The organism is Pseudomonas sp. NFR09 (assembly GCF_900111535.1).
GTDB lineage: Bacteria > Pseudomonadota > Gammaproteobacteria > Pseudomonadales > Pseudomonadaceae > Aquipseudomonas > Aquipseudomonas extremorientalis.
Genome location: NZ_FOIH01000001.1, coordinates 361,168 through 386,135 on the forward strand (window position 1 = coordinate 361,168; position 24,968 = coordinate 386,135).

9 protein-coding genes are annotated in these 24,968 nt (G+C 63.6%); 3 read left to right on the forward strand and 6 right to left on the reverse strand.

The features are described 5' to 3' along the window. Window positions 1-26: 26 nt before the first annotated feature. Window positions 27-6,545, forward strand: coding sequence for an NEL-type E3 ubiquitin ligase domain-containing protein (locus BMX59_RS01670; protein WP_093119502.1), 6,519 nt, complete (start codon window positions 27-29; stop codon window positions 6,543-6,545). A 3-nt stretch (window positions 6,546-6,548) separates the two neighbouring features. Here the strand turns inward: BMX59_RS01670 and BMX59_RS01675 are convergent, their stop codons facing one another. After that, window positions 6,549-7,967 (reverse strand): amino acid permease, encoded by a 1,419-nt coding sequence (locus BMX59_RS01675; RefSeq protein WP_092241013.1) that lies wholly within the window; start codon window positions 7,965-7,967, stop codon window positions 6,549-6,551. A 377-nt stretch (window positions 7,968-8,344) separates the two neighbouring features. Between BMX59_RS01675 and BMX59_RS01680 the strand changes: the two genes are divergently transcribed. After that, on the forward strand, window positions 8,345-11,443 hold the full coding sequence (locus BMX59_RS01680; RefSeq protein ID WP_093119506.1) for a transglycosylase domain-containing protein: 3,099 nt from the start codon (window positions 8,345-8,347) through the stop codon (window positions 11,441-11,443). Here the strand turns inward: BMX59_RS01680 and BMX59_RS01685 are convergent. Further along, window positions 11,430-16,055, reverse strand: coding sequence for a hypothetical protein (locus tag BMX59_RS01685; RefSeq protein ID WP_093119509.1), 4,626 nt, complete (start codon window positions 16,053-16,055; stop codon window positions 11,430-11,432). The two genes, BMX59_RS01680 and BMX59_RS01685, sit on opposite strands and share 14 nt — an antisense overlap. A gap of 186 nt (window positions 16,056-16,241) precedes the next feature. Here BMX59_RS01685 and BMX59_RS01690 point away from each other — a divergent pair, with 186 nt between their 5' ends. Continuing rightward, on the forward strand, window positions 16,242-21,308 hold the full coding sequence (locus BMX59_RS01690) for a dermonecrotic toxin domain-containing protein (RefSeq protein ID WP_093119512.1): 5,067 nt from the start codon (window positions 16,242-16,244) through the stop codon (window positions 21,306-21,308). Here the strand turns inward: BMX59_RS01690 and BMX59_RS01695 are convergent. From BMX59_RS01695 to BMX59_RS01710, 4 genes are read right to left on the reverse strand one after another with little or no spacing between them, the layout of a single operon-like run. Beyond that, entirely contained in the window at window positions 21,270-22,499 is a 1,230-nt protein-coding gene (locus BMX59_RS01695) for a hypothetical protein (RefSeq protein ID WP_092241005.1), read from the reverse strand. The two genes, BMX59_RS01690 and BMX59_RS01695, sit on opposite strands and share 39 nt — an antisense overlap. After that, complete coding sequence (locus BMX59_RS01700; protein WP_175486653.1) at window positions 22,500-23,735, reverse strand: hypothetical protein; 1,236 nt, start codon at window positions 23,733-23,735, stop codon at window positions 22,500-22,502. Then, window positions 23,732-24,229, reverse strand: coding sequence for a CS1 type fimbrial major subunit (locus BMX59_RS01705; RefSeq protein ID WP_371914358.1), 498 nt, complete (start codon window positions 24,227-24,229; stop codon window positions 23,732-23,734). Before BMX59_RS01705 ends, BMX59_RS01700 begins: the two co-directional genes overlap by 4 nt. After that, entirely contained in the window at window positions 24,226-24,963 is a 738-nt protein-coding gene (locus BMX59_RS01710) for a pilus assembly protein (RefSeq protein ID WP_071488668.1), read from the reverse strand. The genes BMX59_RS01705 and BMX59_RS01710 overlap by 4 nt, the downstream gene beginning before the upstream one ends. Window positions 24,964-24,968: the final 5 nt, after the last annotated feature.

Here is a 24,968-nt window from a genome sequence, read left to right on the forward strand (position 1 = left end):
ACTTAACCCGTGAAAGGAAATGGCCCATGCCAACCCATCAACTGCTCAACGGCCTGTCGGGCAACCTGCAATCGAGTGATGCCTGGGGCCGACAGCAAGCCCTGGAGCAGATCCGTGAAACCCTCACGCGCACACTGAACACCCTGAGCCCTGACCAGCAGCGCGATTATGTGCGGCTGCAACGCAATGCCCTCCAGGCCCTGAAAGCGGTAGAGACAGAAAACAACGCCCTGATCGGCACGTTCAAGACGTGGGGGCAGGCCCAATTGCGCGCGCGCATCGGCAACCAGGACCCCAAGCGCGTGTTCCTGCACACCCGCTACCTGGAACAGGTGCAGCCGCCGATGCCCTGGGAACCGCGCACCAGTTCCACCAGCCTCTCCCGGGAACGGCGGCGTTTTCGCCGGGCATACGATGAATGGAAATACCGCTCCCATGTGTCCACCCTCTCGTTGTGGGACGCCGCGTGCCTGAACTTCGACTTCACCACCGGCACACCGCAACGCCAGGGCAGTACCTTCGTCGATGCCTCCTACTTCACGGGCAATGAAAACCCGGTGTTGACCGTCCAGGGTTTTGTCGAGATCGCCCGCGAGCTGGACCTGGGCGGGCAACTGCAACGCACGCTCGATGCAGCCCTGGGCCGGGACGGGAGACTGCAACAGTTGCTGCAGGACAGCGCCCGTGCCTGCCTGCTCTTCGAAGCGTTGGAAGCCTATCGCAACCGCGCCGTGACAGGCGTCACCCTTGAACTCTACCACCGCCTGACCCAGGCCATTGATGGCAGTGGCGCGGCGCTGGAATTCGAAACACTTGGGATGAGCACCGGCATCACGCTGCTGCCGGCGGTGCCGTTCGTGCCCTCCGGCGAGACCATCCCGGTGCCGCTGCTGCTGATCCGGGTGGGCAGCCTCGGGGTAGTGTCCTACTTCCCGTTCCGTCCCGGCGGTGCGCTGCACTATCACATCGACAGCAACGCGGCCCACGCGCACTTCATGCAGCAACTCAAGGACAGCCACCGCCAACATGACCTGGGCTGGTTCGCACGACAACTGCCCGTGACCGAAATGACGGCGTTCAAGCGCCTCGACCAGCAGGAGCGACGCCCGGAGCACCTCAGCGCCCTCGCCGGCTTCCTGTACGACACGTTCCATCGCCTGTTCCCGGCCAAGACCCTGGACAGCCTGCGCTTCAGCCCAGACCCCAAGCACGGGCGTCCCGAAACCCTGGTGCAAGCCCTCACATACCGTCACGTCCAACACTACCAGGCCAATCTCTCCACCCTGGCCACCAGCCGCTCGACCCGCGACTTGCAGGCCGTCATGGACGGCGCTGCCGCCATCGCCGACGAAATCCTGCAATTGCTGCTGACGCCCATGCCCGGCGGCGTCACCGGCCTGAACCGGGTGATGCAGGCGGCGGTATTCGGCAGCCTCACCTACAGCACGATCGTCGGTATCAATGAAGCCGCGAAGGGCCAGGCCATGGACTTTGCCGCCGCATTGGCGGATGTGATGGACCTGGCAATCAACGGTCTGTTGATCACCACCGCCGGGCGGGTGCATCGGCTACGCATCCAAGGTTTGCTGCAACGCCTGGGCAACCCGCAAAAGCTGATGCGCAACGACGAAACCGGGGTGCTCTGGAAACCGGACATAGGCCCCTACGCCATTCTCGATCAGAACCTGCTCAATGGTCAGACGCCCAATGCCCAGGGCGTGTACCAGATCAACGGGCAGCAGTACGCCTGGTTGAACTACGGTAAAGAGCGACGCGTCGTGGAAATCAGCCATGACGCCAAGACCCTCAGGTTCGTGCTCAAGCAGGAAAACCGCGGCGACGCAGCGCCGCCGATCGTGTTCGACCCCGCCTTGCAAGCCTGGACCCTGGACTTGAGAAACGCCCATGACCTGTCCGACGTGCAACTGATCGAGCGCATGCTGCCCAATGGCTCAAGCCCGGTGCCCAGGCTCGACTTGGAACGCATGCTGCGCAGCATCTCGCCCAGCCGCGCCACCCTGGACAACGTCTGGGCCGGAGAGCCCGCCCCCGTCAACCTCACCGAAGGCGTCAGGCGCCTGCAGGTTGACCGGGTCATAGACCAGTTGATCAGCGACTTTCACCGCCGCGGCCACCTGCCGCCCCATGCCGATGGGGCGGTGCTGTGCCTGTTGCCTCACGTGCCCGGCTGGCCAGCAGATGCGTCCCTCCAGGTGCATGACGCCCAAGGCACGCTCATCGAAACCTATGCCGCCGCCGATACCCCACCGGCCACGGGCGCCGTTATCAAGCTCAAGCGCCGCGACGATGGCACCTATATCGCCCTGGACGGTCCGGACACCACCGTCGTCTCCCAGGAGCCGTTGTTCGAGCTGATCCTTGAGCAACAGCCTTCCGGTTCGGTACTGGGCAAAGAAGGCAGCCCGCATTTGACCACGGCGCAACGCATCGCCCGCGTGCGCCTGCAAATCAGCGAGCTGGCCCAGGCCCGGCGGTTGGCGCTGTTCAGCGCGCTGTACCGCTACGCCGGCCATGCCCGGCATGAAGTACCGGCCAGCGATCCCGCGCGCCTCTTTACGCCGCTGAAGGTCGCGCCTCCTTTGGTGGAGGTCACGCCTGTGCTGAAGACTCTGCGCGAGCGATTCGCCCCGTTGACCCCGGCAAACCTGGCACAGTTGCTCAACGACATGCCCTTGAGCGAGCCTGAGCAGGCGCGTTTGCTGCAGACCGGCAAATTGCCGCAGGCCCTGCACGAGCACCTGGAGCATCACCGTACCGCGCTGCGTATCGATGTGGTCATCGACGGCCTCTACCACCGCCGCGCATTCAACCCGGACACCGATCAATGGGCACGGGAGTTCGCCGCCAGCCTGCTACGCGACACCCTGGGACGACATTTCGTGGTCACCGATATGAGCAGCGGCGATCCCGGGCAACGTTACGAGTCCAGCGGACCCGACGACACCACGGTGGAATTGCTGTTCTACGGCGAAGGTCGCTACGAAGCCTACGACATGCGTAACGGCGGAGCGATCCCGGTATCGCCGGCCGTCGACAGTTTCTACCTGGCCATCGGCTCGGTGCTGCAACCCCACGAACGCTTGAAACTGGGTATGCAATCCGCTTCCGATGCCCAGGGGCTGCGCACCACCCTGGGCGACCTGATGAGCGCCCAGCGCAGCCCCAGCGGCTATGTCAGCCTCCTGGACCTTTCGTTGCACCAGTACGAGCAGAACGTGGTGCTGCCGGCACACTTGCAAGCGGGCGCCAATGGCCTGTATGACCTGGACGGGCAAACCCTGCTGCCGCTCTATGGCTCGCTGTATCCGGTTGTCTATGACAACAGCCTGCGCAAGTGGCGGCTCAAGCACCCGGAAAAAATCGGCGTCGACACGCCCACTCTGGAACACAACCGTCGGGGCGCATGGCGCTTGTCCACCGAGAACCCGATGACCTGGAGCGATCATCGCCTGCTCTACCGCCTGGGAGCCCAGGACTACAACGTGGACGAAACCACCGCCGCGCGTATCCTGAAAATCACCGATACCCCGGCACGGGCCCTGCGCGAATCGCACAGCACTCAATTGCCGCCACCGCCGTTGCTGGAAGACACCTGCAAACGCTTTCGCATCGAGCGCGACATCCTGCACTTTATCCAGGCGATGACCACCTATTCTGCCCAACAGAATGCGCGACCGTCCTTGCAACTGCAGCTCGCCAGCCACTTGCCTACCTGGCCGGACAGCCACAGCCTGGAGGTTGTCGACGACAACGGCCGCGTGATCAGCCAGTACCGCTACCACCCCACTACCGAGAAAATACGCCTCACGGAGGCCGAAAGCCGCAGTCGCGAACCGTTGAAAAAGCTGGTGCAGAACGATGCCTTGACTCGCGCCTTGCTCGGCGAACTCCCGGCCACCCAGGAAGAACGCCTGTTCAAACTGGCCAAGGCCATCGCCGAATATGCCTACCGCGAACGCGCGCAACTGTTCGACAACCTGTACGCCCAGAGCGAGCAAGGTGGCAACCGGCTGGAACAGCGCTTGAAATCCAGTTTCCCGCAACTGCCCCGTAGCGCGGTCAGGGCCATTCTCGACCAAGCCACCCCACGGGAACTCAAGCAACTGCAGGACCATGGCCGGGTCGGCCTGCGCCTGGTCGAACAGGCCCGGCTCACCGCCGACGATATGCGCCTGAACCGCGCCTACGAAGGCCTTTACCTCAGGACCCTGGCCAACCCCGACAGCGAAAGGATCACCTTGCACCTGCTCAAGGAACTGCCCGGCTGGCCCCGGCAACTACGCCTGGACATCCACGACGGCAACGCCAGGGGCCGTCTGCTGGAGAGCGCAGGTCACCTCGCCGGTATCGATCGGCGCACCCTGGCGCGATTCAACGGCGGATTCCATGCTTATGACAAGCAAGGCCGCTTGCTCAACGACCCCGCCGATGTCGGCAGCGACCTGTTGAGCGCCATCGCCCTGCTGCTGTCGGAAACCGAGTGCCGGGCACTGGGCATTGCCGACAGCGTTGACCTGTCACCCCTGCGACAGGCGATTGCCGAGCTGGCGTTGAACCGGCGCATTGCAATCAAGGGCCTGCTCGGCCTACGGCATATACCGCCGTGGCTGCAACCGCCGATGCAGGTGGACAGCTCATTCATCGCCTATCCGTTTTCATTGAGAGGGCTGTGGCCATTCGGCGGGGACCAACCGGTGGACTTGCTGAGCAAGGTGCGTGAACTCTACCCCAGCTTCAGCCAATTCCGAGCGCAGGAACTGATCGACAGCCTGGGCATGAGCGAACCCGCCGCCCTGATTGAATTGCAACGCCGCAAAGCCGAGTACCAGGGCCTGCAATTCGAATTGCAACGCTGGATCGGTCCCCCCCAGGCCGTCGACGCCCCGCGCACCGATCCGGTCGCTCGGAACTATGGCGTGCGTCGGCAATTGGCCGACAGCATCCTGCGGGCCTGGCGCCAGGAAACACGTGTGGCCTATATCAGCGGTACGGGTCTGTTCGACGCTCACCAACTGGTGCTGCGCCTGGACGGCAACAGCTTGCCTGACGCTGATTTCATCCTGAATAACCGAGGCTTCGAGCACATTGAATACCTGCGCATCGACGGCGACGCCTTCCCGGAGACCGGCAACGCCTTCCTCGGCAAATTCACCGGCCTGACCCACCTGAAAATCGACTGCATGCTCAATGAGCTGCCCGCCAGCCTGACGCAGATGACCCAGCTTGAGAACCTTGACCTGAGCGACAACACTATCGTGCTGACGGCCGAATCTCGCCAGCGACTGGCCGGTATGACGCGACTGGCCGAGCTCCACCTGGATGGTAACCCCCTGGGCCTGACCCCGGATATTTCCCGCATGACCCGCCTGCGCGTACTGTCGTTGCGTCAGACCAACATTGATCAGTGGCCCATCGGCGCCGAAACCCGCAGCAGCCTGCGCACCCTGTTATTGCAGGAAAACCGCTTGACCACGGTACCTGACGCAGTGTTTTCCGACGTGCGCATGGGGCCGACCAACCGCAACACCATCCTGCATGACAACCCATTGAGCGAAACGACCCTGGCCAGGATTCGCGACTACCGTCGTCGCACCGGCATCGTCATCGGTGGCGCATTGCCGGGGACCTTGCACCAACAAGCCATGTCCAGGGAATTCAGCCGCTGGCTGGCCGGGGTTCCTGTGGCACAGCACAGTGAACGGCAACAGTTATGGGAGCAGTTGCAACACCACGAGGGGGCGAGGTCGGATGACGCGTTCCGGGTACTGCGCGACCTGATCCAGTCCTATGCCTACACCCACAGCCCGGCCAGCCAGCAAACCCTGACCACCAGGGTCTGGCACCTGCTCGAGGCCATGGGCCAATCGACCGAGCTGCGCGAGCAGATTTTCCTGAACACCTATGTCGCCGGTACGTGCGGCGATGGCGCCATCCTCGCCTTCATCGATATGGAGATTCAGCACAAGGTCCACCAGGCCCGGTCCCAGGCCGGCAGCAGCCAGGCCGACCACGATCTGCTGAGCCTTGCCAGAGGCCTGTTCTACCTGCGCAAAGTGGATGAATTGGCCGATACGCACCTGCAAAAGTTGCGTGAAGAGGAGATAGATCCGGACGATGCCGAGGTGAAACTGTATTACCGGCTGCGTTTTCGCGATGAGTACAACCTGCCGATTCTTCGCGAAGAGATGCTGTACTCCGTGGAGGATTGGGTCGACGAGCAAGATATTGTCGAAGCCCGCGATAGTCTGGCCGGGTTGGAGAGAACCCAGGCAGTGCAGAACTCGGTGCTGATGGAGGAGTTCTGGATCGAGTACCTGGCCCGCAGTTACCCGGAACCTTTCTCGACCATCGAGAACGTCGTGAGTCACCAATTGAAAAGCCTGAACCTGGAGATCTCGAACAGACGCTCGGAAGCCTACCTGGAACGTCGGCAATCGCTGATGGAGTTGGAGATCGCCGAACGCAATCGGCTGGTGCGCCAGTTGACCGAAGCGGCGCAACTGGCACAACAGCAGGTCAATTGAGCCTCACGCCGAACGCGTGGCCCCCTGGGCAGTGTTCAACGGCTGCAGCTTGAACACGTAGAACAACACGGTCAGCAGCACCAGGAACGCCGGCCCCACATACAGCGCCACGCGAGTGTCCGGGAAGTACGCCATCAGGCCCACCACCAGCACCAGGAACGCCAGGGCCAGGTAGGAACTGACCGGATACAGCCACATGCGGTATTTGAGCCCTGCCCGTTCGGCGGGGCTCAGGCCTTTGCGGAACTTGAGCTGGGCCAGCAGGATCATCAGCCAGGTCCAGATCGCACCGAAGGTGGCGATGGAGGTGACCCACACAAAGACTTTTTCCGGCACCAGGTAGTTGAGCAACACGCCCAGCAGCAAGGCAAAGATCGACAGCAGCAACGCCTTGCGTGGCACGCCATTGCTGGAGGTCTGGCCGAACGTGGCCGGCGCCTGGCCGTTCTGCGCCAGGCTGTAGAGCATGCGCCCGGTGCTGAAGATGCCGCCGTTGCACGACGACAGCGCGGCGGTGATCACCACGAAGTTGATGATGCCCGCGGCGGTCTTGATACCGAGCCGTTCGAAGGTCATCACGAACGGGCTGCCCTGGGTGCCGATCTCGTTCCACGGGTAGATCGACAGGATCACAAACAATGCGCCCACGTAGAACAACAGGATGCGCCAGAACACTGAGCCGATGGCGCTGGGAATGGTCTTTTGCGGGTTCTTCGCTTCACCGGCGGTGAGGCCGATCATCTCGACGCCCAGGTAGGCAAACATCACCATCTGCAACGACATCAACACGCCCTGCACGCCATTGGGCATGAAGCCGCCGTGGGCCCACAGGTTGGAAATCCCCAGGGCCACGCCGTCATTGCCGAAGCCGAAGGCGATGATGCCGACGCCGCCGATGACCATGGCAATGATGGTGACGATCTTGATCAGGGCGAACCAGAATTCGAACTCACCAAACGCCTTGACCGCGATCAGGTTGATGGTGCCCATGCTGATCAACGCCGCCAGGGCCCAGATCCAGCGCGGCGTATCCGGGAACCAGACGCCCATGTACACCGCCACGGCGGTGATCTCCGCCACGCAGGTCACCAGCCACAGGAACCAGTAGTTCCAACCGGTGAGAAAACCCGCCAAGGGGCCGAGATAGTCTTGGGCATAACGGCTGAACGAACCGGCGACCGGGTTGTGCACGGCCATCTCGCCGAGGGCGCGCATGATCACCAGGATCGCCAGGCCACCGATGATGTACGACAGCATGATCGCCGGGCCGGCCATTTCGATGGCCTTGGCCGAGCCGAGGAACAGGCCGACGCCGATGCAGGCGCCCAGCGCCATCAGGCGGATATGCCGTTCACCGAGTTCGCGTTTGAGCGGGCCGCCTTGAGCGGTCTCGCCATGGGGCAGTGGGTTGCCGACTGGCATAGGGTACAACCTCATTTTGTTATTGGATTGTCCGTCGAGTCTCCAGGGCGCGGGCCGGTAAGCCGGCACCCTTGCCGAGACCGGGGCCGCCTCATGGACGGGCCCTTCTTGCCAGGCAAGATCAGCGGGGCGTGCAGTATAAAAAGCCCGGAGCAGGGTCTTTCACTATAAAAGCGAGGCAATTTAGTGGAAGTGCTCGCTATCTTGCAATTTAACAGGAGCATCTGACCTGCATTGAGCGGCAAAACGTCGCGGCAGGCCCGCCCCCATAACCGCCGGAAGGTTCTGACTCGAAAAACACATTTCCCTCACAAGCAGCGTCCAGCGACTACGCTTCAAGCAAGTCCGATCAATCTGCGTGAATGGATCAATCGACTATGGGCGCACTGTGGCAAACCGAATCGACCAAGGCTGCGAAACCACAAGGCAGTTCGGACCCAGCGCCTTTACCCGAAAGTAAACCCCGGCCGCGCCATGGGCGTCGCCTGTTCTGGTTGATCGTGCTGATGGCGCTGATCGCCCTGGGCTTTGCCGCCGCCAGGGAGATGCGCACCTCGCACCTGCAGGCCGAGGCACTCAGCCGGCTGGCCCGCGACCTGACTTATGACGTCAGACCCGGCCCCAGCGATGCGATCGTTTACCCCGGCGCTGGCCCATTCGATCGTCGCCTGGGCTACAGCGACCTCGATACATTCCTGCCGCGCTTGCTCAAGCGCGGGTACGTGATCGAAGCCCAGGCGCGGTTTTCCCCCGAGTTGATGGACTACAGCGCCAAAGGGCTGTTCGTGCCCTACACGGAAAAAATCCAGGCGGGACTTTCCATCACCGATTGTCGCGCCGTGCCGCTGTATCGGTACGACTACCCGCAACAGTTGTACTCAAGCTTCACGGCTATCCCCTCACTGGTCGTGAACAGCTTGCTGTTCATCGAAAACCGCGACCTGCTCGACCCCGCGCAACCCCAGGCCAACCCCGCCGTGGACTGGCCACGCTTCGCCAAGGCAGCCTGGTCGCAAGTCGCCCGGCTGCTGCACCTGCCAGGCCAGAGTGCCGGCGGCAGTACCCTCGCCACCCAGTTGGAGAAATATCGCCATTCGCCGGACGGGCTGACCGTATCGGGTGGGGAAAAGCTGAGACAGATGCTTTCCGCCGCCGTGCGCGCTTACCACGATGGGCCCGAGACCTTGCCGGCGCGGCAGGATATTGTGCGCGACTACCTCAACAGCGTGCCGCTGTCGGCGGTGCCGGGGCACGGCGAAGTGCATGGCATGGCCGAGGGTTTGCGGGTGTGGTACGGCGCCGACTTCAACCAGGTCAACCAGGCCTTGCGCGGCCCAGTGAATGCGCAGCAAGGCCTGGCGTTGCGTCAGGTGCTGTCGTTGATCATCGCGCAGCGTCGTCCTTCCCATTACCTCGCCAAAGGGCGGGACGAACTTGCCGACCTGACCGACAGCCATTTACGCCTACTGGCCCAGAATGGCGTGATCGGACCTGACTTGCTGAAGGTCGCCCTGGCGAGCAAGGTCACTTACCGCGACTGGGCACAACAACCCACGCTTCAACCGATAGAAACCAATAAAGGCATCAGTGTGGCCCGCAGCCGTTTGGCCGCATTACTTGACCGGCCGCTGTACGACCTCGACCGCCTGGACCTGTCCGCCACCACGACCCTGCAAGCGCAGTTGCAGGGCCAAGTCAGTGACTACCTCAAGCACCTCGCCGACCCCGAGTATGCACGCCAGATCGGCCTGATCGGCGAGCGCCTGCTCACTCCCGCCAGTACCGCCCAGGTGCGCTACAGTTTCACCCTGTTCGAACTGACCCCGGACGGTGCGCGGGTGCGGGTACAGACCGACAACACCGACCAGCCCTTCGACATCAACGAAGGCAGCAAGCTGGAGCTGGGCTCCACCGCCAAGCTGCGGGTGCTCACCACCTACCTGCAAATCATCGCCGAACTACACGGCAAGTACGCCGCGCAAGCGCCCGCCGCGCTGAAAAAAGTCGCCGTCGACGACCAGGACCGCCTGAGCCGCTGGGCCCTCGATTACCTGATCCAGGCCCCGGACAAATCCCTGGCCGTCATGCTCGACGCGGCGCTGGACCGCACCTACTCGGCCAGCCCCGGCGAGCGCTTCTTCACCGGCGGCGGCTTGCACAGCTTCCATAACTTTCGCAGCCAGGACAACGACCGCAGCCCGACCCTGCGCGACGCCTTGCGCGAATCGATCAACCTGCCATTTATTCGGCTGATGCGCGACGTGGTGCGCTATGTCACCTATTCGGGCGAGAACAACAGCGCCGAGTTGCTCAAGGACGACAGCGACCCGCGCCGCCAGGAATACCTTGCCGGTTTCGCTGACCGCGAAGGCACCACCTTCCTGCGCAAGTTCTGGAAGAAGTACCAGAAGAAAGACACCCAGGCACGCCTGGACACCTTCCTCGATAGCCTGCGCCCCACGCCGATCCGCCTGGCGGCCGTGCACCGCTACCTGTTGCCCGACGCCAGCCAGGCGAGCTTCAACCTGTTCGTGCGCTCACACCTGGCCGGCGTCAAGACCCACGAAAAACTCACCGACGAACGCCTGCAAAAACTCTACAAGGACTACGGCCCCGGCACCTACGACCTGCCCGACCAAGGCTACATCGCCAAGGTGCACCCGCTGGACCTGTGGTTGCTCGGCTACTTGCTCAACCATCCCGAGGCAACGTTCAGCGAGGTGGTCAAGGCCAGCCAGTTCGAACGCCAGGAGGTGTACAGCTGGTTGTTCAAGAGCCGCCACCAGAGTGCGCGGGACAGCCGCATTCGCACCATGCTGGAGATCGAAGCCTTCCTCGACATCCATCAGCGCTGGCAGGCCGTGGGCTACCCCTTCGATCACCTGGTGCCGTCCCTGGCGACGGCGATCGGCAGCTCTGGCGATCGCCCGGCGGCCTTGGCTGAACTGATGGGCATTATTCTCAACGACGGGGTGCGCCCCAAGGTGCTGCGTATCGACAGCCTGTTGTTTGCCGCCGGCACGCCGTACGAAACACGCTTCGTCAACGACCCGGCACCCGGCAAACAGGTGATCCCGGTCGAGGTCGCCAGGGCCCTGCGCGGCGCCTTGTCCCAGGTGGTGGACGCCGGCACCGCCAAACGCGTCGCCGGCAGTTTCAAGCTGGCCGACGGCACGCCGCTGGCCATGGGCGGCAAGACCGGCACCGGCGATAATCGCATCGAGGCCATCGGCGCCGGTGGGCGCATCCTCAGTTCCAAGTCGATCAACCGCACTGCCACGTTTGTGTTCTACCTGGGCGAACACCACTTCGGCACGTTAACCGCGTTTGTCCCCGGCCAATCCGCCGAGCACTTCACCTTCACCTCGGCCCTGCCCGTGCAGGTGCTCAAGGGCATGGCGCCGTTGCTGATGCCGTACTTGCAACCCGGCAGCCAGACCCTGTGCCGGGCAAACGCTGACCTCAGTCGAGGCTGAAAAACAGACGCCTGGCCACGGCCAAGGAGATGGCTTGACGTTCGATCTCAGGCACAGGTTGCAACTGACCAGTCTGCCCGCGACGAATACGCGCAAACCTGTCCGCCTCGACTTCGGCCTGGTCCTGGCGGCCCAGGTGTTCCTGTTCGGGACGCTTGAGGTGGGCGGCCACGAAATGATCGTCCAACGCCTTCTGCGTCGGGTAATGGAAATGGGCGACACACAGCGCTTCGCCGTTCGCGGCATCGACGACGGCGTAGACCTGCAGATAGTCGTCGCGGTGCCCCTTGAGCGCCACCCGCCCGCCGCGCCGGGTTATCCGAACCTCGTGGTGGCGATGCAGGAACTCCAGCGTGTCCTGGGTGATGGGCCGTACCTTGCTCGCCTGTATGCGAGCCTCCAGGCCGGCGGCCTCCAGGCTCGCCACCGAGGCGTGCAAGCGGCTGACCATGGCCCGGGCGTTGGCCTGTTGCACCACTGCCAGCCGCGTACTGTCGAGCACACTCAGCTTCTTGTTGATGTCCTCGGCCACCCAGCGTCGACGGGTGGCCTGGGACTCCAGCAGGTATTGCAGGCTCGACGGCTGGTTGACGCCAGGGATCATGGCCTTGACCTGATTGATGGCTTTATCGACCGTCGCCAACAGGGCTTCGCCTTTTTCCATCAGGCTGCTCAATGCCGGATCGGGGCGGCGCCGGGCGGGTGTCGGCCGGGCATCCCACACGCCGTCTTCGGCTTCGGTGAAGGCGGCGATGACTTGGCCCGAAGGGTCACGCAGTTCGGCGGCTGGGTGGTCGGACGGCAGGTCGCTCAGTTGGGCAACATACAGGTCGCGGTTACGCGTGCGGATGATCTTCTTGCGCCTTGCCCCTGGTACGGGTGCGGGCGGCTTGGTCCGTGGCCTGGTCTTGGCGACCGGTTGCGTCAGGTCGTTGAGTTGGCCCTCGATGTACAGATGCAGCTGTGTCAGTAACGCCTGGAGTTTTTGCAGGTAATCCACGTTGAACTTGTCCGGCTCCATGGCCCGCCAGAACTCGATCTGATCGTCGGTTTGCGCGTAGACCTGGTCAACGCTCTCCAGCAATTCGATGCGCTCCTGGTCAGTGACCTCCACGTGACGCAAGTCCGCCATGGAACGGTTGGCCCGACGCGCCCGGTTGATGGTTTCGCTGATGCTGTCGAAGAAGGCGTCCTCCAAAGGCGGCCCCGCCACATCGATGGCGATACCCCATAACGTGGTGAACTGCAGGGCTTGCAGGTCCTGCACCGATGGCCGTGGGGGCAAGCCTGCCGTCAACGCCTCGGCCTTGTCGCGGCCAAGCCTGGGAACCTGCCGCAATTCGTCCAGGTGAAGGTCCTCCAGGGTTCGCCAGTGAATAGCGTGGTCGTGCAGCGTCGCCAATTCGCGCAGGCCCTGTCCCAACTCCACATGGGCCTGGCGGTTGATGTCGGACTGAGCCTCATCCTCGGTTTCGTCCTCCAACAATTTGAACACCGGATCGAGTCGCGCGTTGGTTGCCACCATCTGGTCGCGGGTCAGGGAGCTGAGCAATTGCGTGCTCAACACAACCGACTCCAGGGCGCCGCACAGCTCTTCTTCATAACGCGTGCGCGGTGCCAACTCGCGCAAGGCGCGCAGGGTGTGCAGTTCCTTGCGGGCGAAACCACAGGCGCGTTCGGCTTCCTGGTGATAACGCTGCCGGGCTTGCACCCGACGTTGCTCATCAATGGCGCCTTCAGGCTGTTCGACCAGTGCACGGGCCACCGCCATCGCCTGGCGGGCCCGCGCCTGGTCCTGGCGTGCCTGCTGGTAGTCGCGGGTCAGGCTTTCACGCCGTGTACTGGCTGCCTGGCGGGCTTCCTGCCGGGCAGAGTCGGCCGCGCCGCCACGCAGGTGCAGGCCCAGGTCGAGGTCCCAACGCCCGTTGCCCAGGTGTTTGAGCCAGGGCCCCAGGATTTCGCCCGTGGCACCGACCACCCGTACCCGCCCCTGTTGGATCTGAACGCGATAGACCCGCCCGCGTACCAGCGCCTGCCAGTACCCGCCGACAGCCGATGCGGGTTTCAACAACCCTTGCAACGGACCGCTGGCTTCAGCCTGTTTCAGATCGTCGGGCGTGGGCTGCGACTCGAGGCTCAAGGCCGTCAGCCGCGCCTGCATGGCCGGGGTCAGGGTATCCCGTGCGTTGGCCCAGCCAAGCGGCGCACTGAACGATGCCGGGGCCACCACCCGCACCGGCGCGGCAGGCAACGGTTCGGCGCGGGCCAATGGCGCAAACGCCGGATGTTCCAGGTCCAGATGGCGCTGCACGTCATGGGGGGCAGCCTGATGCGCTATCACGGCTATCAGGTTGACCAGCATGTCCGTGACGGCGGCGGCTCGGGCCTGGGCATCGGTACTGTGCAGGCTCTGAAGATCCTCTCGTACGCTGTCCGTCAACTGCAGCAGCCACCCGGACAACGCCGCCGGCCCACGCAGGAACGGCAGCAGGTTGGTAAACAGCAGCCAACCGAGTTTTTTCAGGGTGGCCCAGCGCTGTTCGGCATTGGACTGTGACTGACGGTCGGCCAGGGTCACCAGCGCCTCGGCGGTTGCAATGAAAACCTGTTGCGCCGGGTCGCCCTCGACCACCTGTTTGTGCAGTTGTGCGGGAGCCGGTTTGGTGTAGACCGTGAACTCATCCGTCGGTAAAAAATGCCGGATGTGCGGCTCGATGAAACCACCCTTGACATAGATCGCCTGGCGTCGTGCATCTATCCAGCTCAGCACCTGATCCTGCAGTTCGCCAGGGGCCCTGATCGCCTCGAGCAAAGCCGCCAGGCTTTCATACTCCTGCAACGTCGGGCTCAGCAGTGGCCGGTACAACAGGTGCGGCCCTTCGTGCCCGGCCTGGGGCCCGATGATGAACTGGTTGGCAACCACGTCCGCCACCTGATCGGGCGCAGCGCGAAACGCCAGCGGCCACAGGGCCATGCCTTTTCCATCGAGCAGGCGTTGGGCCGGAGTAGCTTGCAACGCGGCCTGCAAGCGCAGGAAACCGGTGCGGGTCAGGCCGTGCAGCCCCTGGATTTTGTATTGCAGAGCCAGCAGCGGCAGTTGGTTACGCAGTTGCCGGCTGAACAACCGCCGGCGGCGCGTGGCTTCAGATTGGTCCTCCACCAGCTTGCGCTTGAGCAACAGCGGATAGGCTTGCCCGATATCGACCTGCTCGATGCAGGTGCTCAGCAGGTTGTACGTCAACCACGTCGGGGCCTTTTCGCCCTTGAGGCTGATCGACTTGGGCGTGTGTGGAAAGCCGGCGAGGTTTTCCAGGGCCAATTGCACCAGTGTCACGGTGACGGGTTCGACTTCCCCGGCAATGAAGCCGCCCGGCAGCGGCACGGCAGCGGCAATCACGCGATCGAACCGCAGGCTGATGTCTTGTGCTTTCAGCTTGGCCGTCAAGGGCTGCTGCTGCAAACACCCTTGCAATTGCTCGATGGCAAACTGCTCAATCGTCGGGATACCTTCCAGGTAGTCGTGTGCGCCCTCGGCATGCCCGGCCAGCACCCAGCCACGCAGCAATTGGGCACAGGCGATACTGTCGGCGGCATCGGCCTGGCTCAGCCACAGCGGCAAGCCAGCACGCAACTTCTGTTGAAGAGAACTCAGGCGCGCGACAAACCAGTGAAAGGGGTCAGTGATGTCGTTCAGCAACTGTTGCAAAGCCTGGGGCGTGCGTGGCACCCGGCGGTCGATGCGGTCGAGGTCGCGCAACTGCCGCTCCAGGTAACTGGCCGCCAAAGCATCGAAGGGGTCCCCCTCCACCGGCTGGGAAAACCACTGTGCGACTTGCCCTGACGGTGACGGTTCCACCTCGGCAGCCAGCAAAGCCCCTATATCGTCTATAGCTTCAATGGGGGTGATTCCCGAGGCCGGGTTGTAGACCAACAAAGACGAACGCCCCAGCGCCAGGGTCCGCTCAAGCAACAGCCAAGGCAGCGTGCGCAGCTGGTTTTGCTGCAGGTGCAGCGTTTGCACGCGCAATGCCGCGCTGTGCAGGCTCCACTCACGGTCGGGCCGGGTCGCACGCAACAAGGTTTTCGGAAACAGCTCGGCAAAGCGCGCCGAGCTCATGCCAGGCGGCATGGGGGCATCGTAGAACAGCGCCAACAACTCATCGGACAAATACCCCCAGCGCACGCTGTCCACGGGCATTGCCTCATGCCACCACGCCTGCAATCGCTGGGAAAAAGCCTCCAGCAGAAAGCTACCGCATTCGTTGATCAATACCTCCAGTTCGGCAAGGCTCGGCCCACCCGGCTCAATCACCTCGCGTACGCGTCGGACCACCTTTTGATAGTCCTGCACCAGCAACACTGGCCGAGCAGTCGCCAGGCGCTCCACCACCATCTGCGCCAATGAGGCATAGCGCCAGGCGCCTTCATCGGGGTGATCTTCAGGGGTTGCGATATGGAGCCATCGCGCGTGCTCGTTACGCGCGCTGAAATGACGGTCCAGGTAAGCCTGGGCACTGTCCAGAGCGACTGCCAACAAGGAGGGAGGGTCGTTGAACAGGGTTTCGATCTGTTCAATATGAGCTTGGCGCAGGGCGCTGGCAGTGAGGGGCATCCAGGTCTCTCCATGGGGTGGGTCCACTCAAGCTAATCCCTTGCGCCACCTCCGAAGACGTAGACAGTTAACACCGCCGACCGAGCCCCAGGAATAAAGCGCAGGCGACTTCAACTATCTACTGCCTCGCCCCCACCCCAGGGCACCTAGGCTGACGACCTTTTCTACACCTCAAGGTCATCTGCCATGCACCCGCCACCGCAGCCCGCGCCCGCGTCGTCCCTCCACTCAGACAAAGGCCCGCACTATGAATTGATCAAACAGAAGATCCCGCCATGGCTGCTCGCAACCTCGCCGGCCAGAGCTGAAGCCTTGAGCAAGGCCCGCCTGGACCTCGCGTCCTGGTATCACAGCGCGCCCCCTCAGGCTCACGCCAGCCTCAAGACGGCCAACGCCCAGGCATGGGTCACCCAGAACACGGTGGATGAGCGCCTCGAACAGGTCCAGGACGTCTATGCCTTCGCCGAGCCGTTGCTGACCCAGGCGCTCAAGACAACATACGGCGTGGACGCCAGCGTCCGGGACACCTTCCTGTTCCTGTACAGCGTCAAGGGCACGTTCATCCAGGGTGTCACCAGCCGCAGTGTGTCTCTGCTGGACGCCGCCCTGCACAACTTTGCCAAGGATGAGCACTTCACCGACGACTCCAGCTACACCAGCCGGCCCGACGCCCGCGGTCACTTCACCCTCAAGCCCCTCAAGCAGCAGATGAGCATTGCGCAGTTCACCGCCCTGTGCCGACAACTGGATCTGGGTGCCCAGTACCAGCGCCACCTGCAACAGCACCTGCTGCCCACCGACGAAACGCAACTGGCCGCGCTGCACGATGCGCTCATCGCCAGCCAGAAAGCCGCCCTGAACGCCGCGGCCCACCACGCCTTGCTCACGCACGCCATCGACGCCGCCAGTTTCCATGTGCTGCAACGCGCCCTCAACGGCGAGCGAGGCGTGCTGCAGTTTTATGAGTTGCAGATGATGGACTCGCGCCTGACCGGCATCCTGCTGATCGCCGCCGACCTTGAGCGCGCAACGGTCACCGTGCCGGTACTGGCGTATATCCCCCATGACCCACAGGCACCACTGATGGCATACCCCAGCAGCGCGGCGTTCATGCAAGCGCTGACCGATAAGTTGCGCACCGCCGCGTATCGCCAGTTCTTCAGCCAATTCGTCGACCAGCAACAGCGCGGGCACTTTTTCGCCAACCTCGAACAACGCCTGAACCGCGTCCAGTGGTATCGCCGCACCGATCCGCTGGACACGCGCCCTACCTGGCGGGACACGCCGGTGGACCAGCCGCGCCTGCAATACGCCGCCGTGCCCATCGACGGCGACCTGTGGCGCCATCGCCTGCAACGCGGCCTCGACAAGATCTTCAATGACGCCCGCGACATCGTGGTATCCACCGCCGACAGCGACAGCCGCGCCCGCTGGGCCTGGTGGGATAATTTCAGCCGCGTGCTCAGCGAGATCTTCAACGCCGCCTTGCTGGTGGTCACACCTTTCGTGCCGTGGCTGGGTGAGCTGATGCTGGCCTACACCGCCTACCAGTTGCTCGATGAAGTGGTCGAAGGTGTGGTGGACCTTGCCGAAGGCCAGGCCAGGGAAGCGGCCACGCACCTGGTCGGCGTGGTCAACGAAGTGGTGCAGTTGGGTGCGTTTCACATCGGCGGTCAACTGGTCAAGCTCATCCCTTCGCCCTTCGTCGATCAACTGCAGGCCATCGAACACAATGGTCAACCGCGCTTGTGGAACCCCGACCTGCGCCCCTACGCGTTGAAGGCCCCCGGCCTGCCCGGCGATTCGGCACCCGACGCGCTGGGCTTGCACACCCACGCAGGCCGCAGCGTGCTGCCCCTGGACGGCGAGCACTATGAAGTCAGGCTCGACGACGCCGGCCACCGTATCCAACACCCCAGCCGCCCCGACGCCTACGCACCGCGTTTGCAACACAACGGCCAGGGTGCCTGGACCCACGAGGCCGAAGACCCCAGGACCTGGGACGACCCCCAATTGATGCGGCGCCTGGGTCACAGCGTCAATGACCTGGACGCGGCGCAACTGGAACAACTGCGCCAGACCAGTGGCACCGAGTACAACGAACTGCGTGCGCTGCATCGCGACAACGCAGCCCCCTCTCCGCGCCTGGCCGACAGCCTCAAGCGCTGGCGGCTGAGGCAGCACACGGAGCGCCTGGCCCACCGTTTAAAGGTCGGCGAGGCGGTGGATGATGACACCTACTGGAGCCCTCACTTGGCCACCGAACTGCCGCAATGGCCAGCGGACCAGGCGATTGACGTGTACGAAGAAGATGACCTCGGCGGCGCGCCCCTGCGTTACGGCGCCACCGACGCCAACGCCGTGCTGCCGATCAGCCGCCAGGCCCTGAACAGGGGCGAGCTGGCGCCGCGCCTGCTCGACGTTCTCAACGAAGCGCAACTCCAGGCCCTCGCCGGCCCCTTGCCGCAGACACGGGCGGCGCGTATCGATGCATTGCGCCAGCGCCTGGCCGATCAGCTCGCCGTACGTCAACGGGCAGTGTTCGACTACCTCTACCAGCACAGCGAGAGCGTGAACCAGGCAACGGCGCTGCGGGTCCGCGAGGCGTTCCCCGAACTGCCCAAAAGCCAGGTCGAATATCTGCTGGAACAAGCGCGCCCGGACGAACGGGCGCTCATGACCCACGGCCATCACTTGCCTCTGCGCCTCAAAAGCCTCGGGCGCGCACTCCAACTGCAAGCCCGGGCCACTCACGCGTATGAAGGCTTCCACGCCGCGCCGCTGCTCAACGAGCACAGCGAGCGCATGATGCTCGGTGCGCTTGAGCAACACAGCCCGGCCCTCGCCGCGCTGCACTTGCAAGTGCGCAGCCAGTCCACCGGCGGTGCAGTGCGCGCCGAGGCGGGTCGCGGCGACGCCCGGCGTATCCTGGTACATCGCGAAGACGGCCAGTACGCGGTCTACGACGGCGCTCACCAGAGCCTGCACCCCGCCAGTGACTTTTACAGCGCATTGCTCAACGCCCTGCCCAGGCCAACGCGTACCGCGATGGGCGACGCCGCCGCCGACGGCCCGGCGTTGCGCAACTGGTTGATGGAGCGCCTGGTACCGCTGGAGGATCGCTGCCGAGTGCTCGCCGACCCCATCGGCGCGCCGCCCGAACGCGAGACCCTGCGCCTGGTGCAGGCGCCAAGGTTCAAATGGGCGAGCAAGCTGCTGGGGCTGTCGCCAGGCTCGGTGGAAGAACGCGTCAAAGCCTTGTACCCGGGATTGAGCGCGGCAAAGGTGCAGGAACAGGTGCAAGCGTTTGACTCACCGGATGGCCTCACGGCGCTGCGTGAGCTGGAGCGGGAGAAAAAGCAGCTGGCCAAGGACCTGAAGAAATGGGTGGAGGCCCCCACGAGCCGGCATCAGGGCAACATCGAAGAACAAACCGCCGAGCGACTGGTGCGCTCTCAACTGTCCCAGGCCTTGCGGCGCAGTTGGGAGAAATCGGCAAGTGGCTACCGCGACGGGTTTGGCGAGCGCCAGCCAGGCAGCCGCCTGGACCTGGAAGGCTGGCCGCTGGGTACCTACCTGTTGCATATGCCGACACTGCGCACACCGCTCAAACACATCACCAGTCTGAACCTTGGCGACACCGGACTGGGCGATGCGCAGGCCAGGTTCCTGGAATTGTTTCCAAACCTCATCACTCTGGAGCTGGCGCAGAATCGCCTGACGCGGCTGCCGGAAACACTCACCACTCTGCCACGCCTAACCCAACTGGGGCTGAGCGCCAACCCCTTGCAATGGGACGCCCATTCCCTGGCCCAACTCAACACCCTCAGCCGCCTCAAGGTGCTGGACCTGTCCTACAACCGCCTGCTGCGCGAGCCACCGGACATCAGCGGCATGCCCGACCTGCGCGAGCTGTACCTGACGAATACGCAGTTGACGCAGTGGCCGCAAGGGTTGTTCGAACAGCCACGGCCCGAGGATTTCCTGCTCGACCTGCAAAACAGCCCGATCAAGAGCGTGCCGAAGTTTCTGCCCTGGCAAGCCGAGGCGCTGTTGGTGGCGCGCACGCGGTTGGACCGCAACCAGCTCGGCCTGGACGACGAAGAACGCATGGTCAGCTATCGCCTTGGCGCCGGCCTCGACCCTTATCGCACCTACCCGCCGCGTGGCGAACAGGACAGCGCGTTCTGGCTGCAGGACCTGCCGGCCGAACAGGGTCCATCGCGTCAGCGCCAATGGGACGAGCTGGAACAGGAACACGGCTCCCAGGGTTTCTTCGAAGTGATCCGCAGCCTGCAGACGCCCAACTACTTCGAGACCGAGGGCGATCGGGCCGCGTACCTGGCCAACCGGCGGGCGCTGAGCCTGAACGTCTGGCGCATGCTCGACGCGATGCACGCCGATGAAGCGCTGCGCAGGCGCTTCTTCACCCTGGCCAGCGCGCCCGCCAACTGCGCCGATGCGGGTGCGCAGGTGTTCAATAGCCTGGGCGTGCAGACCCTGGTGTACGAGGCCTACGCTGCGCGCCCGGCCCTGGAAGAAGGCGCCTTTGCCCGGCGACTGGCGCACCTGGCCTGGCAGGCCGCACGCCTGAGCCGCGTCACCGCCCTGGCCCGCCAGGAAGTGGCGCACCGACTGGCGCCGATTGACCAGGGTGGGCTCGGGTTGCGACTGACCAGCGAAGTGATCGATGGCGTACCGGGCAGCGTGGATGAAGTGCAGGTACACACGGCGTTGCAGACCGCCCTCAAGGCACGCCTGCACTTGCCCTGGCTGGCCGAACATATGGTCTATCGTGTCACCGCGTCGGTGAACCCCGCACTGATCGAGAAGACCTACAAGGCCGTCATCGAGAGCGAGGCCGGCGACGGCCGGGTGGATGCATTGTTGAACGTCGAGTTCTGGGACCGGTACCTGGAAGCCACTCACGCCGAAGCGCTGGCGCTGAACACCCAGGTCCATCAGGACAAAGCCGCACGCCTGGACGACTTGCTGCAGGCCCAGCACGCCTGGGTGCAGGGCCAGGGTTCGCGGCAAAGCGTTGAGACCCTGGCCGACGCGTTGGGCGTGCCCCGTGCCAGCGTGCTGACCGACGCCCCCGTCAGCCAGGCAACCTATGAACGCTGGCTGGAAGACGTGGGGCAGGCCCACAAGGCCCTGCGCCGACAATTGACCCGCGACGCGCTGGGACCGCTGCAAAGCGAGGCCGCGCCCTCAGACTTCGGAGTCCCAGACCACCGTAGCCGTTCCTGAATAGGTGGTGCCGCTGCCGTGTTCGAGCATCTGTGCCACACCGTCGGCCAGTACCGAAAAGTGCAAGGTGCTGGGTTGCCGGTAGATGTAGATGCGCGGCTGGAAGCGCTCGGTGCCGCTGCCGTCCAGGCGCAGCGGCAAGCGGTTGACCGGCCGCCCGGCACTGTCATACAAACCCGCCGGCAGGCTGACGGCCACCTCCAGCGGCACCTGGTGCGTGCCGTTGCTGACGCTGCAGGTGTTGCCCAGCGGCTGCCCGCACTCCAGGGTCATCTTGAAGGGGCCGCCCGACCACAGGCTGACGGTCTGGTCCCTGGCCAGGCGCGTCGGTTTGCGCCCGTTCTGCAGCCAGTTCTGCCAGCCGCCCTGGGGTTCCAATTGCACCCGGTTGCCGCCCGGCGGCACCTGTACGCGCAGGTGATGGTCCACTGTCAGGGTGAAGTTGAACGTCAGGACGTTATCGTTGGGGATCATCACATCGCCGAAATCGAAATCCCCACCCGGGCCTAGCACATAACTGATGCTGCCCGTGTATTCACCCGGCGCCATGGCCAACGGGTTCGGGGTTTTCAGGCCGTAGGCATACTCCATATTGCTGTAGTTGAACCAGTCGATGGTGGTGGAAGGCACCCGGTGACACACGCCAGCGTTTTCCGGGACCAGCCAGAAGAACAACACGAAGTTGGTTCCAGCGGCAAAATAGTTGATGCCGCGACAAGGGCTGGGCGCATCCCGCCACGCGCTGCTCCAAGGCAAGCCGGGTTGCCCCCAGGCACTCACGCCGGGGCGGCTGTTCCAGCGATGGCCGATGCCTGCGATGCGCATCTGTACCGTATCGGTCTGCCCGGTTTCGGTATGGGTGACCTGCACCGCACGCCACTCCGAAGGCACCTTCCACATGGCCCCCTGGCGGGGGCTGGGGTGGTTTGCGGGAATGGGCCCGTTGGCCTCGGCCGTGAAGGCGTTGGTGCGGATGGTGAAGATCCCCAGCGCGTTGCAATGCCCCGGGATATGCCCCGGGCAAATGCCGCTCTGGGGCGTGGTGTTGACGAACTCGTTGACCGTCGGGTTGGACGGGTCGGGGCGGAACTTGGCGGTGATGTCCTGGGTAAGTGCGCTGGCCAAAGGGCTGATCAACGCGGCCGTCAGCCCGGATGCCAGAATCAGTCTGCTGATCCAATAGTGACTCATTTAAACCTCCGAATCCCAGATCACGGTGGCTGTGCCTGCATAGGTACTGCCGCTGCCGTGTTCGAGCATCTGCGCCACCCCCTCGGATTGAATGGAAAAGTGCAGCGTGCTGGGCTTGCGGTCGACAAAGCGGGTCGGTTTAAACAGCTCGCTGCCACTGCCGTCAAGGCGCAGGGGCAAGCGGTTGACCGGACGTCCGGAGGCATCGCTCAAACCTGCGGGCAACGTGACAGCGATGTCCAGCGGCACCTGATGCGTACCGTTGCTTACGCTGCAGGAATTGCCCATGGGCGCCCCGCACTCCAGGGTCATCTTGAACTGAGTACTGGTCCACAGGTTGAGGGTCTGGTCGCGGTACAACCGGGTCGGTTTGCGCCCGTTTTGCAGCCACGCCTGCCACCCCCCTTGAGGCTCAAGCTGTACGCGATTGCCACCGGGGGGCACCTCGACCTTGAGGATATGGTCCACATCCAGTACGAAGTCCAGGATGGCGACGTTGTCGAACGGAACGACGCGGTCGCCGAAATCGAAGTCCATCCCCGGGCCTACGGTGTAGAGCTGGCTGCCACGGTAAATCCCGGCGGGCATATCCAATGGGTTGGGCGTACGCAGCTCGTAAGTGAAATACAGGTCGGGGAAATCCATATAGGGCAGATCAAACAGCGCCTGGGTGGCGCAGGCGCCCGCATTTTCCGGCACATGCCAGAGCCACTGGACCCAGTAAGCGGTGCCATTGATCATTCCGGTGGGGATACACGGTGCCGGCGCTTTATGCCAGCGTCCGGTACTCCACAATTGTTCGTAGTCTCCACCATTGGTGATCAGCGTCACATGCCCGCCGTGACGCTCGGTGCCACCGATCCCCGAGATACGCACCTCCAACTGACTGCTGTCGCCAGCAGCGCTGGTGACCGTGATGGTTCGCCATTCGGACGGAACCTTCAGGTATACGCCCTGACGCGGGTCGGCGTGGTTGGCGGCAACCGGTCCGCCAGTGGTTTGCGGCCTTGGGCCGATGGGCATGTCCAGACTGAACCAGCCTCTAGGCTCGCAGTAATTAACGAAGTGCTTACAGAACCCCGTACTGGGCGTGACGTTGGTAAAGCGGTTGACCATCGGGTTGCTGGGGTCGGGACGGAATTCGGCACGGACCTCGGCGGAACCGGCCTGGGCTGCACTCGCAACCAGCGTGAGAACCAGGCCAAGGCCCCATTGGATATGACGTAAATACCTCATGGATTCGCCCCCGGCGCCAGCGCATCGAACACCATGTGCACCGTGCCGTAATAGTTACCCGGGGCGTAGTCATCCGCCGGTTTGATCGCGGCGATTTCCAAAGCCACGCGCTTGCCCGGCGCGGCATCGGTGCTGGACACCACTTCGCTGGAGGTCAGGCCCAGCTCTTGATTGTTGAAGGTCACGCGCAGGTCGATACGCTCCCTGCCGTTGAACAGAAACGGTTCGGCATCCAGCCGTGCGCCAATGGCGCCGCTGACGTTTTTCACATCGAATTGCGCACGCAGCGGCTTGAGTTGCGATGACACCGGGTTGTAATCCAGCGGCTGGTCGCGCTGCACCAGGGTCGGATCCACCGGGAGCACATAAAACTGCGCCGTGGGGATTTCCACGAACACCTCGAAGGTTTCCCGCTCTACCGCCGCGCGGGCCGAGGGCAACACGCAAATGGCACTGAGCGAGGCGAATGCCAGCGTCTTGAAGAGTGTGATCACCCCTTGACCTCCATCGGTTTTTTCTCGCTGCCTTCGATCAGGCTGAAGCGGTAGGAGCGGCCAGGCTCTTTATCGAATCCATAGGAACGACCGGCCATGATGTGGTGCTTGACCGTCGGCCGGCATTCCAGGGTATTGGCCGCCGAGCAGTCCTTGAATTCATCGACCACCACGACACTGTTGCCCTTGTTGACCAAGGTGTAGCGCTTGCCTTCGTCACGCACCTGGGTGTCAAACCGCACGTTGCTGGGGCGTACGAAAAACACCGTGCCGTAACCCGCCAGCACGCGCACGCCAGCGGCCAGGCTGTCTTTGTATTGCTTGCGCTCTTCTTCGGTGACGGCGAACTCGTCTTCGGTCTCGGGCACCACCGGTACGAAGCGCACGCGGAAGTAGCGTTCCTTGTCACGGTTGCCCATGAACAGCAGGCGCGTGCCCTGGGTGCCGTTGGCCGGTACGATCAGCCGCGCTGGGCTGGCCATCAGGCCATCGCGCGCAGCGGCGCCGGGCTGGTTCTGCAACGGTACTTCACGGTAGGAGCCATCGGCGTCGTAGATCATTTCCAGGATGTTGACCTTGACGAATGCCGTGGAGGTGCCGCCATTGAACACCCGTTTCATATAGGTGCTCTTACCCGCCTCCAGGTAGTCGTACACCACGCCTACGTTGATCTGCGGGCCCGCCTGGGCCCCCAGGGAGAAAAGACATACGCATAACAACCAAAAACGTTTCATGCCAC

Bases quoted from the DNA above. Each gene is read 5' to 3' on its own strand.
- BMX59_RS01685 (WP_093119509.1), bottom strand. From the start codon at position 16,055: ATGCCCCTCACTGCCAGCGCCCTGCGCCAAGCTCATATTGAACAGATC.
- BMX59_RS01710 (WP_071488668.1), bottom strand. From the start codon at position 24,963: ATGAAACGTTTTTGGTTGTTATGCGTATGTCTTTTCTCCCTGGGGGCC.
- BMX59_RS01690 (WP_093119512.1), top strand. From the start codon at position 16,242: ATGCACCCGCCACCGCAGCCCGCGCCCGCGTCGTCCCTCCACTCAGAC.
- BMX59_RS01695 (WP_092241005.1), bottom strand. From the start codon at position 22,499: ATGAGTCACTATTGGATCAGCAGACTGATTCTGGCATCCGGGCTGACG.
- BMX59_RS01700 (WP_175486653.1), bottom strand. From the start codon at position 23,735: ATGAGGTATTTACGTCATATCCAATGGGGCCTTGGCCTGGTTCTCACG.
- BMX59_RS01680 (WP_093119506.1), top strand. From the start codon at position 8,345: ATGGGCGCACTGTGGCAAACCGAATCGACCAAGGCTGCGAAACCACAA.
- BMX59_RS01675 (WP_092241013.1), bottom strand. From the start codon at position 7,967: ATGCCAGTCGGCAACCCACTGCCCCATGGCGAGACCGCTCAAGGCGGC.
- BMX59_RS01670 (WP_093119502.1), top strand. From the start codon at position 27: ATGCCAACCCATCAACTGCTCAACGGCCTGTCGGGCAACCTGCAATCG.